Genomic DNA, 9,623 nt, shown 5'->3' on the forward strand with positions numbered 1-9,623 from the left:
GACGGTGGCCGGGGCCTCCGGGGCGGTCGCCGGCTCGGCGGGTTCCGCCGGCCGGTCGGCGCCGGTCGCCTCGGCCAGGCGCGCGTTCTCCCGGCGGAACGTCTCGTAGATCTGGGTGAGCGACTGCTTCTGGGCCATGGTCAGCTCGGGATCGACGGCGATCGCCGCGAGCACGCCCTGACCCTCCTTGTCGTCCAGCAGCCCGGCCCGCAGGTACATGGCCGGGGTGGAGACGCGCAGCGCGCTGGCGAGCTGCTGGAGCACCTCGGCGCTCGGCTTGCGCAGCCCGCGCTCGATCTGGCTCAGGTAGGGATTGCTGACGCCTGCCTGCTCGGCGAGCTGACGCAGCGAGATCTTCGCGTTGCGCCGGAGGTCGCGAATGAACCCGCCGACATCGGGAAGGTCCTTGCTGGTGGCCATGACTCCACGCTAACCCGGGCTGCTAGCTGCTGCAAGCAAAACGCTAGCCAGAGTTAGCGAGGTCACGCGAAGGCTGTTGCCATCCCGATGTCCGGTCCGTACCGTTCCCCCGTGACCAAGATCGAAGTCAACGGCGCCGAGCTCGCGTACGACGAGGCCGGCAGCGGCAGCGTCGTCGTGCTGGTGCACGCCGGCATCGCGGACCGGCGGATGTGGCGCGCGCAGGTGCCGGCCCTGGCCGCCCGGCACCGGGTGGTCGCCGTGGACCTGCGCGGTTACGGCGACTCGACGCTGCCGCCCACCCCGTTCGCCCACCACGACGACCTGATCGGCCTGCTGGACGCGCTGGGCGTCGAGCGGGCCGCGCTCGTCGGCTGCTCGTTCGGCGGCCGGGTCGCGGTGGACACCGCGCTGGCCCACCCGGACCGGGTGAGCGCGGTGGCCCTCCTCGGCGCCCCGGTCTCCGGCAACGAGTGGTCCGAGGAGACCGAGCAGCTCTGGGAGGACCTGGTCGGCGACGTGGACCCGGAGGACTTCGCCGCCACCGCCGCGGGCGAGGTGCGGTTCTGGGTGGTCGGCCCGACCCGCGAGCCGGCCGACGTCGACCCGGAGCTGATCCGGTTCGCCGAGGAGATGGACCGTCGGGCGCTCGCCGCCGAGCAGGCGCTCAGCGCGGTCGAGGTGGAGGAACTGGACCCGCCGGCCATCGACCGGCTGGGCGAGCTGCGCATGCCCGTGCTGACCGCGGCCGGCGCCGACGACCTCGCCGACATCCGCCGGCTGGCCGACCGCATCGCCGACGAGGCCCCCCACGGCACGCGGCTCCCCGACGTCCCCGACGCCGGCCATCTGCTCCCCCTGGAGCGCCCCGCCCCGGTCAACGAGGCCCTGCTGTCCTTCCTCCCCTGACGCCGGCCGGGCTCACCAGAGGGGGCGGACGGCGCCGACCGGGAGGCCGCCGCCGAGCAGGGGGATCTCGGTGTACTCGGCCAGGATCGGCGCGTCGACGGCCAGGCGGCGCAGCGCCGAGGTCAGGACCGGCATGCGGGGCCGGGACGCGCCGTCGTCGATCTTCAGGGCGACCGCGCCGACGCCCGGCACCGCCGCCGCGATGACACCCTCCGCGCCGACCTTGGCCAGCAACCCGGGTACGCCGCGCATCAGCCGGGTGTCGTCCGCCTGGGTGCCGCCGACCAGCTCCGGGTACGCCCGCATCGCGTCCGCCACGGTCCGCTCCACCGTGCCCGGCTCGGCGCTCACCAGCCGCAGGAAGGCCCGCGCCAGCCCGGTCAGCGAGACGGCGAGCACCGGCGCGCCGCAGCCGTCCACCCCGACCGCCGCCGCCCGCTCCCCGGTGAACTCCTCGACGGTCGCGGTCAGACGCTGCTGCAGGGGGTGCTCCGGCCGCCAGTAGCCGTCCAGCGGCCAATCGGCGGCCAGGCAGGTGAGCAGCATGCCGCTGTGCTTGCCGGAGCAGTTCATCGACACCCGCGCCGGGCCGCCGCCGGCGCGCAGCACCGCCTCCCGGGCGGCCTCACCGACAGGCAGTTCCGGCGGGCAGTGCAGCGCCTCCTCGGTCAGGTCGGCGCGGCGCAGCAGGGCGGCGACCCGTTCGAGGTGGAACTCCTCCCCGGCGTGGCTCGCGGCGACCAGCGCCACGTCGGCCGGGTCGGTCAGCGGCAGGCCGGCCCGCAGCATGCCGACAGCCTGCATCGGCTTGTTCGACGACCGGGGAAAGATCGGTGAGGTGACGTCACCGGCACCGGCGACCGACGCGCCGGTGCCGTCGAGCACCACCACGGAGCCACGGTGGACGCCCTCCACGAAACCGGACCGGACCACCTCGGCGAGCGGCACGCCGCCCTCGTACGTCTTTCCCACGGGATGGACGGTACCGAGGGGGCGGACCCGTCCGACACGGGGGTGAGCTGCGACGTCACCCTCAGGCGTACAAGGGCGGGTGCTCGTGTGCCACTTACACGCCGAGCAGCGTACGGGCCTCGGCGGTGGTCAGCGGCGGGCGCTGGGCGAGCTGGGCGAACCCGACCGCGCGCGCGACGAGCTGCATGTTGGACTCCACCGGTCGGCCCTTGGCGTACGTGACGGTGTCCTCCATGCCGACCCGGAGGTGGCCGCCGGTCGACAGCGAGGCGAGCATCACCGGGATGGTGCTGCGCCCGATGCCGGTGGCCGAGAACGTGGTGCCCTCGGGCAGGTCCCGCAGCATCTGCTGGGCCGCCACCAGGGTCGCCGTGGTTCCCGGCATGCCGCCCGGCACGCCCATCACGAAGTCCACGTGCACGTGCCCGCCGTGCGGCAGGCCGTACTTGCCGAGCAGCCGCTGCAACGCGGTGAGGTGACCCAGGTCGAAGATCTCGTACTCGGGGACGACGCCCCGCTCCTGCATCCGGGTGTGCAGGTCGACGATGAACTCCCAGCGGTTGAGGAAGACGTCGTCGCCGAAGTTGACCGTGCCCATGGTGCAGGAGGCCATGTCCGGCCCGGCGTCGAGCACGGCGAGGCGGGCGGCCTCCGGGTCGGTCACCGCGCCGCCGGAGGAGAGCTGCACGATCAGGTCGGTGTTCTCCCGCAGCGCCGCCACGGTGGCCCGCAGCCGGCCCTGGTCGAGCGTGGGCCGCGCCTCGTCGTCGCGGATGTGGACGTGGATCACGGCCGCGCCGAGCGCCTCGCACTCCTTGGCGGTCAGCACCAGCTCGTCGAGCGTCACCGGCAGCGCCGGCACCTCCGCCTTGGCCGACTCCGCGCCGGTGGGGGCAACCGTGATCAACGTCCCTGTCGTCATGCCCGGATCCTAGACTGCCCGCCGACCGTAAATCTTCCCGCGTGCGGCGCGTTAAGCAGGTGCCCTTCCTATGCACGAGGCATTAAAAGGGGGCCCTTCCTTACGTCGGGTCGATGGCGGCCGCACTCTCGCCCACCATCAGGCGGGCGTCGTCGGGCGTGTTGCGCTTCACCACGGCGAGCGCGACCTGGCCCAGCTCGAAGTGGTGCACCGAGGTGCCGACGAAGCCGACGGTCCGCCCGTCCAGGGTCACCGGCGTACCGGCGGCCGGCGGCTGGTCGGTGGCCACGCCGTCCAGGTGCAGCAGCACGAGCCGACGGGGCGGCCGGCCCAGGTTGTGCACCCGGGCCACCGTCTCCTGCCCCCGGTAGCAGCCCTTGTCCAGGTGCACGGCCGGGGCGACCAGGTCGACCTCGGCGGGGATGGTGCGGTGGTCGGTGTCCACGCCGGCCCGGGCCCGCCGGGCGGCCACCCGGACCGCCTCGTACGCCCACAGCCCGGCCACCGGCACGCCGGCCCCCCGCAACTCGGCCACCACCTGCGCCATGGCCGGACGCGGCACCAGCAGGTCGACGCCGAGCGCCACCCGCCGGGCCCACCCGCCCACCGGCAACGGCTGCACGTCGTACACCACGGAGGGGCGCGCGGGCAGCTCGCCGGAACGGAACTTCGGACCCGGCACCCCGACCGCGTCGGGGGCGGCCAGGCCGGTGACGCCCAGCGTGTCGAGCGCGCCGGCGGCCTCCGGGCCGACGAGCGAGAGCAGCGCGTGGTCGGCGGTGGCGTCGCGCGGGTCGACCCGGCTGAAGAACCGCATCTTCTCCAGGTAGGACAGGAGCCCGCCGGTGGCCCCCGGCTCGGTGTCCAGCCAGGTGGTCTCGCCGTCGTCGGCGACCATCGCGTGCTGCTCGACGTGGCCGTGCGGCGAGAGCACCAGCAGCTCGGTGCCCTGCCACGGGGCGAGCGCGGCCAGGTGCTGGCTGGTCAGCGTGTGCAGCCACCCGATCCGCTCCTCGCCCGGCACCGCGACCACGCCCCGGTGCGAGCGGTCGACCAGCCCGACGCCGGTGGCCAGCACGCGCTGCTCGCGCATCGGGTCGCCGTAGTGCGCGGCCACCGGCCCCACCCCGGCCGCCCGGTGGGCCGGCTCGGGCTGGTCCCGGGTCTCCTCGTCGATGGCGTCGGTGGTCACCGCGCCCGCGATGTCGATCATTTGCCGTCCCCGTCCTGTGCGCACCGACCGCAGACCCCGAAGAGCGCGACGTGCCCGATGTCGACCTGGAACCCACGCTGCCCGGCCAACTGGTCGGCGAGCGGCCGGAGCATCTCCGGGGAGATCTCGTCGATCGCCCCGCACTCCCGGCACACCAGGTGCACGTGCTGGTGCTCGCCGGCCGCGTGGTAGGTCGGCGAACCGTGCGAGAGGTGCGTGTGGGTGACCAGGCCGAGCCGTTCCAGCAGCTCCAGCGTGCGGTAGATGGTGGTGATGTTGACCCCGGCCGCCACCTCCCGCACGGCCGTGTGCACCTGCTCCGGGGTGGCGTGCCCCAGATCGAGGACGGCCTGGAGGATCAGCTGCCGCTGCGCCGTCAGCCGCAGCCCGCGCGAGCGGAGCATTTCCGCGAGGGAGGATTCGGACACCGTCCGATCATAGTTCGGCCGCCGCGCCGGCCCCGGTCGCGGCGGCGTACGCCACTACGCTGCGTCCGTGGAGGCGACACGGGTGGCGGTGGCCGGCCGGGGGCTGGTGCCGGCCGGCGAGCCGGTGCTGCGCGGCGACGACCGGGGTGTGCTGCACGGCGACGGCCTGTTCGAGACGCTGCACCTGCGCGACGGCCGGCCCTGGCTGCGCGACGCCCACCTGGACCGGCTGCGCGGCGGCGCGGCGGCGATCGACCTGCCGCTGCCCCCGGTCGCGGTGCTGGTGGAGTTGCTGGACGCGGTGTGCGCCGGCTGGCCCGCGCGGACCGAGGGCGCGCTCCGGCTGGTCTGCACCCGGGGGCCGGAGGGCGGCGGGCCGCCCACGGTGTACGCCACGCTCGGCGAGGTGCCCGCGTCCGCCCGGCGGGCCCGCCGGGACGGGGTGACGGTGGCCACGCTGCCGCTCGGGGTGGCCGCGCGCTCCCGCCCCGAGCTGGGGTGGCTGCCGAGCGGCGTGAAGTCCACCTCGTACGCGCTCAGCACCGCCGCCCGGCGATGGGCGCGGCGGACCGGCGTGGACGACGTGCTCTGGCTCTCGACCGACGGCTTCGTGCTGGAGGGGCCCACCGCCAACGTGGTGTGGCTGCGCGGCGGCCGTCTCCTCACGGTGCCGGCGGCGCAGACCGGGGTGCTACCCGGCGTGACCGCCCACCACCTGCTGGGCCGGGCGGCCGAGCTGGGCCTGGGGGCCGGCGAGCACCTGCCCACCGTGGCCGACCTGCGCGACGCCGAGGCGATCTGGCTGACCAGCTCCCTGCGCGGCCTCGCGGAGGTCCGCACCCTGGACGGAACCCCGCGCCCCCGCTCCCCGCTGACCCCCCACCTGCTCACCCTCCTGGGCTTCCCCCAGCCCGCCGACGCGCGGTGATCAAGGAGTTCGCGTCAGCGGAAAGATCGACTCCGACGCGAGCTCCTTGATCGACGCAGACCGGGGGTCAGCCGGCTACCCGGGTGAGGCGGGCGGAGAGGTGAGGGCTGAGGGGGTGGCCGACGGCGGCCATCTCCTGGGCGTAGAGCAGGGCGCCCTCGACGATGCCGAACAGGCGGGCACCGGCGGTGACCTCCTTCGCCGTGGCCGTGCGGACGACCGCGTCGGTGGCGAACTCGATCTGGGTGCCCCTGCGCTTGCCGATGTGCAGCTCCATCACGCCGGTCGGCGTGGTCATCAACGCCTCCAGCTCGTCGGTGACCCGGTCACCGTCCATCACCGGACGCCACCAGCCCACCTCGCGACCGGCCGGGCGGACCGGACGGCTCTGCTCGTCCAGGATCCAGGCCCGCGACTCGTAGAACAGGAACGGCCGGCCGTCGTGGCTGATCCGGATCTCCTGCGCGTAGTCGAAGTCCTCGATCGTCGGGAACCCACCCCGGCCCCGGCCACGCCACACCCCGATGTACGGCAGCAGCCCGTCCAGGCTCGGGTGCAGCTTCGGGCCGACGCGCAGGTCGTGGCTCTCCTCGTACGGATACGGGTCGACCGGCGGCGCGTTCAACCACGGCGGCTGAAGCGGATTCTCACTCACAGATTCACCACTTACCTCTTGCGATACGCACAGCGACATAGACCAGGCCACCGGCGAGCGCGCCCAGGCCGGCGACCAGCAGGCTGACGAACCCGATCTCGGTAACCATCCGGGCCATCCTATGCTGGGTGCCATGGCGCGCACTCTCGTCGTCAAGGCCACCGCCGGGGCGGACGCCCCGGAACGCTGCGCCCAGGCGTTCACCGTCGCCGCCACCGCCGCCGCCGCGGGGGTGGAGGTGTCGCTCTGGCTCACCGGCGAATCGACCTGGTTCGCGCTGCCCGGACGGGCGGAGTCGTTCGAGCTGCCGCACTCCGCGCCGCTGGGTGAGCTGCTGCACGTCGTCCTGGCCACCGGCCGGGTGACCGCCTGCACCCAGTGCGCCGCCCGCCGGGACATCGGCACGGACGACGTGATCCCCGGCGTCCGGATCGCGGGTGCGGCGGTCTTCGTCGAGGAAGCCATGACCGAGGGCGCGCAGGCACTCGTCTACTGAGCAACCCGCCCGGGTTGTCCATTCTGCCCTGAGAGCCGATCCCGTCCCGACATGTCCATAGGCTGCCTACCATTCGGATGTGAGTGAGGCGACCAAGCGGTTCTTCGCGTCGTTGCCGGCGCGGGCCGCGTCCGTCCTGCGCAGCCCCGTGGCCGGGACGCTCCAGATCGACCTCGCGGACGGCAACCGCACCGAACATTGGTACGTGACGCTGGCGCCGGGCACGGCCCGGGTGAGCCAGGAGGAGGAGCGACCGGCGGACGGCGTGCTGACCCTCTCCACCGAGTTGTTCGACAAGCTGGTCACGGGCCGGGAGGCGGGCATGGCGGCGGTGCTGCGCAACGAGGCCACCTTCAGTGGAAAGGTGGCGCTGTTCCTGCTGTTCCGCCGCTTCCTGCCCGACCGGCCCGGGGTACGGGACCCGAGGGAGACCGCCCGCGAACACGCCCGGCGGTCGGTGTGAAGCAACGCGTCAGCATCCTCGACGGCAACACGTTCATGGTGAGCGACGGGCGCGGCAACATCGAACCGTCGTACGACTTCCCCACCGGGCTGTTCTCGTTCGACACCCGGTTCATCTCCACCTGGATCCTGTCGCTCGACGGCCAACTGCTGCACGCGCTCTCGATCGACGACTCGCTGTCCTACAAGACCCGGTTCTTCATGGTGCCCGGCGAGCCCACGCACTACCTGGACGCGAAGGTCTCGGTGATCCGCAGCCGCTCGATCGGCGGCAGCTTCGACGAGGAACTGACCCTGCTCAACCATTCCGAGCAGGAGAAGGAGTTCCGCCTGCGGCTGGAGATCGGGTCGGACTTCGCCGACCTCTTCGAGATCAAGCACCGGCGGGAGAAGAAGGGCCGCACCACGCCCACCGTCGAGGAGAACGCGCTACGACTCACCTACCGGCGCGAGGCCTTCCACCGGGAGGCCAAGGTGACCAGCACCGCCCCGGCCGAGGTCGACGCGAACGGGATGACCTTCCGGGTCCGGGTGGAGGCGCACGGCGAGTGGACCACCCGGCTGCACGTCGCCACCGTGATCTACGGGGCCCGCGGCGAGGACATCCGGGCCACCCTGCCGCTGGGCGGGCATCGCTCGGCATCGGAGATCCACGCCGAGCAGAACGCGCTCATCGAACGGGCCCCGAAGCTGGGCTGCGACTGCGAGCCACTGGCCGGGGCGTACCGGCGCAGCCTCAACGACCTGGCCGCCCTCCGGTACGAGTCGATCGCGCTCGGGGTCCGGCTGGTCGCCGCCGGCCTGCCCTGGTTCATGACCCTGTTCGGGCGGGACAGCATGTTCACCTCGCTCCAGGTGCTGCCCTTCCTCCCCGAGCTGGTGCAGCCCACCATCCTCATGCTGGCCGGCCTCCAGGGCAGCCGGATCGACGACTTCCGGGACGAGGAGCCCGGCAAGATCCTGCACGAGCTGCGGTACGGCGAGACCGCCGGCTTCGAGGAGCAGCCGCACTCGCCGTACTACGGCGCGGCCGACACCAGCGCGCTGTTCGTGATCCTGCTCGACGAGTACGAGCGCTGGACCGGGGACGCGAAGCTGGTCCACCAACTGGAGTCCGAGACCCGGGCGGCGCTGGACTGGCTCGACACGTACGGGGACCTGCTCGGCACGGGCTACGTCTGGTACATGAGCCGCAACCCCGAAACCGGGCTGCCGAACCAGTGCTGGAAGGACTCGCCCGATTCCATCTCCTACGCCGACGGCCGGTTGCCGGACTTCCCCCGTGCCACCTGCGAACTCCAGGGGTACGCGTACGACGCCAAGCTGCGTGGCGCCCGGCTGGCCCGCACCCACTGGAACGACCCGGCGTACGCCGACCGGCTGGAGCGGGAGGCGGCGGCGCTCAAGGAGCGGTTCAACCGCGACTTCTGGATCCCGGAACGGGAGTACTACGCGTTGGCCCTGGACCCGCAGGGACGGCACGTGGACTCGCTCACCTCGAACATCGGCCACCTGCTGTGGAGCGGCATCGTCGACGAATCCCGCGCGCCGGCGGTCGCCGCGCACCTGCTCGGACCGCGGCTCTTCTCCGGTTGGGGGGTACGGACGCTCGCCGACGACCAGGGCCGGTACAACCCGATCGGCTACCACGTCGGCACGGTGTGGCCGTTCGACAACTCGATCATCGCCTGGGGGCTGTGGAAGTACGGTTTCCGGAAGGAGGCCGGCCAGATCTGCGAGTCGATGCTGAGCGCGTCCCGCTACTTCGACGGGCGGCTGCCCGAGGCGTTCGCCGGCTACGAGCGCGGCCTCACCGACTATCCGGTCGAGTACCCGACCGCGTGCAGCCCGCAGGCCTGGTCCGCCGGCACCCCGCTGCTGCTCCTCCGGGTGATGCTGGGGCTGGAGCCGCAGGGCGAACACCTCATCATCGATCCGGCCGTGCCCCCGGGCATGGGCCGGGTCGAACTGCTCGACATCCCCGGCCGGTGGGGCCGGGTGGACGCCCTCGGCCGCAGCCGCACCGAGCACGACCAGCACCGGGGCCACCGGCACTGACCGGAGTCAGCCGGGACAGGGCGTGGTGACCGCGACCCGGACCCGCTCGTCGACCCGCTCGGCCAGCACCGCCGGATCACCCGCGCGGGCGTACCGGTCGGCGGAGTCCACCACCGGCGCGGCGCCGGCGCCGAACGCGGCGGCCAGCGGCTGGTCGGCC

The 9,623-nt window shown here is 73.2% G+C and carries 12 protein-coding genes; 5 read left to right on the top strand and 7 right to left on the bottom strand.

Going from position 1 to position 9,623, the window contains the following annotated elements:
- A partial coding sequence (locus HUW36_RS17840; protein ID WP_246248209.1) for a helix-turn-helix domain-containing protein occupies window positions 1–420 on the bottom strand: 420 nt, incomplete at its 3' end.
- 111 nt (window positions 421–531) lie between these two features.
- Here HUW36_RS17840 and HUW36_RS17845 point away from each other — a divergent pair.
- Complete coding sequence (locus HUW36_RS17845; RefSeq protein ID WP_246248210.1) at window positions 532–1,329, top strand: alpha/beta fold hydrolase; 798 nt, start codon at window positions 532–534, stop codon at window positions 1,327–1,329.
- Between the two features lie 12 nt (window positions 1,330–1,341).
- Here the strand turns inward: HUW36_RS17845 and HUW36_RS17850 are convergent, their stop codons facing one another.
- From HUW36_RS17850 to HUW36_RS17865, 4 genes are all read right to left on the bottom strand, one after another.
- Window positions 1,342–2,301: an asparaginase gene (locus tag HUW36_RS17850; protein ID WP_174529214.1), complete on the bottom strand. Its 960-nt coding sequence runs from the start codon at window positions 2,299–2,301 to the stop codon at window positions 1,342–1,344.
- A gap of 94 nt (window positions 2,302–2,395) precedes the next feature.
- Window positions 2,396–3,223 (bottom strand): beta-keto acid cleavage family enzyme, encoded by an 828-nt coding sequence (locus HUW36_RS17855; protein ID WP_099163516.1) that lies wholly within the window; start codon window positions 3,221–3,223, stop codon window positions 2,396–2,398.
- Window positions 3,224–3,323: 100 nt separating this feature from the next.
- Window positions 3,324–4,436 (bottom strand): CAF17-like 4Fe-4S cluster assembly/insertion protein YgfZ, encoded by a 1,113-nt coding sequence (gene ygfZ / locus HUW36_RS17860; RefSeq protein WP_174529215.1) that lies wholly within the window; start codon window positions 4,434–4,436, stop codon window positions 3,324–3,326.
- Complete coding sequence (locus HUW36_RS17865) at window positions 4,433–4,840, bottom strand: Fur family transcriptional regulator (RefSeq protein ID WP_174529221.1); 408 nt, start codon at window positions 4,838–4,840, stop codon at window positions 4,433–4,435. Before HUW36_RS17865 ends, ygfZ begins: the two co-directional genes overlap by 4 nt.
- 91 nt (window positions 4,841–4,931) lie before the next feature.
- Between HUW36_RS17865 and HUW36_RS17870 the strand changes: the two genes are divergently transcribed.
- Window positions 4,932–5,792 (top strand): aminotransferase class IV, encoded by an 861-nt coding sequence (locus tag HUW36_RS17870; protein ID WP_174529216.1) that lies wholly within the window; start codon window positions 4,932–4,934, stop codon window positions 5,790–5,792.
- Window positions 5,793–5,859: 67 nt separating this feature from the next.
- On the opposite strand, the gene HUW36_RS17875 is transcribed toward HUW36_RS17870, so the two are convergent.
- Both HUW36_RS17875 and mtfM read right to left on the bottom strand, forming a co-directional pair.
- Window positions 5,860–6,486 (bottom strand): heme-binding beta-barrel domain-containing protein, encoded by a 627-nt coding sequence (locus tag HUW36_RS17875; protein ID WP_174529217.1) that lies wholly within the window; start codon window positions 6,484–6,486, stop codon window positions 5,860–5,862.
- Entirely contained in the window at window positions 6,452–6,556 is a 105-nt protein-coding gene (gene mtfM, locus HUW36_RS34910) for a small membrane protein MtfM (protein ID WP_013288813.1), read from the bottom strand. Before mtfM ends, HUW36_RS17875 begins: the two co-directional genes overlap by 35 nt.
- A gap of 12 nt (window positions 6,557–6,568) precedes the next feature.
- Between mtfM and HUW36_RS17880 the strand changes: the two genes are divergently transcribed.
- The 3 genes from HUW36_RS17880 (at window position 6,569) to HUW36_RS17890 (ending at window position 9,463) form a co-directional block, all read left to right on the top strand.
- Entirely contained in the window at window positions 6,569–6,943 is a 375-nt protein-coding gene (locus HUW36_RS17880) for a DsrE family protein (RefSeq protein ID WP_174529218.1), read from the top strand.
- 79 nt (window positions 6,944–7,022) lie between these two features.
- Window positions 7,023–7,406: an SCP2 sterol-binding domain-containing protein gene (locus tag HUW36_RS17885; RefSeq protein ID WP_174529219.1), complete on the top strand. Its 384-nt coding sequence runs from the start codon at window positions 7,023–7,025 to the stop codon at window positions 7,404–7,406.
- A gap of 35 nt (window positions 7,407–7,441) precedes the next feature.
- Window positions 7,442–9,463, top strand: a complete 2,022-nt coding sequence (locus HUW36_RS17890; RefSeq protein ID WP_246248211.1) for an amylo-alpha-1,6-glucosidase — start codon at window positions 7,442–7,444, stop codon at window positions 9,461–9,463.
- Window positions 9,464–9,623 lie beyond the last annotated feature (160 nt).

The sequence above is a fragment of the Micromonospora maritima genome, assembly GCF_902825405.1.
GTDB classification, from domain to species: Bacteria; Actinomycetota; Actinomycetes; order Mycobacteriales; family Micromonosporaceae; genus Micromonospora; species Micromonospora maritima.

Coding starts and splice junctions, on each gene's coding strand:
- HUW36_RS17865 (WP_174529221.1), bottom strand. CDS start 4,840: ATGCTCCGCTCGCGCGGGCTGCGGCTGACGGCGCAGCGGCAGCTGATC.
- ygfZ (WP_174529215.1), bottom strand. CDS start 4,436: ATGATCGACATCGCGGGCGCGGTGACCACCGACGCCATCGACGAGGAG.
- HUW36_RS17880 (WP_174529218.1), top strand. CDS start 6,569: ATGCTGGGTGCCATGGCGCGCACTCTCGTCGTCAAGGCCACCGCCGGG.
- HUW36_RS17855 (WP_099163516.1), bottom strand. CDS start 3,223: ATGACGACAGGGACGTTGATCACGGTTGCCCCCACCGGCGCGGAGTCG.
- mtfM (WP_013288813.1), bottom strand. CDS start 6,556: ATGGTTACCGAGATCGGGTTCGTCAGCCTGCTGGTCGCCGGCCTGGGC.
- HUW36_RS17890 (WP_246248211.1), top strand. CDS start 7,442: ATGGTGAGCGACGGGCGCGGCAACATCGAACCGTCGTACGACTTCCCC.
- HUW36_RS17875 (WP_174529217.1), bottom strand. CDS start 6,486: ATGTCGCTGTGCGTATCGCAAGAGGTAAGTGGTGAATCTGTGAGTGAG.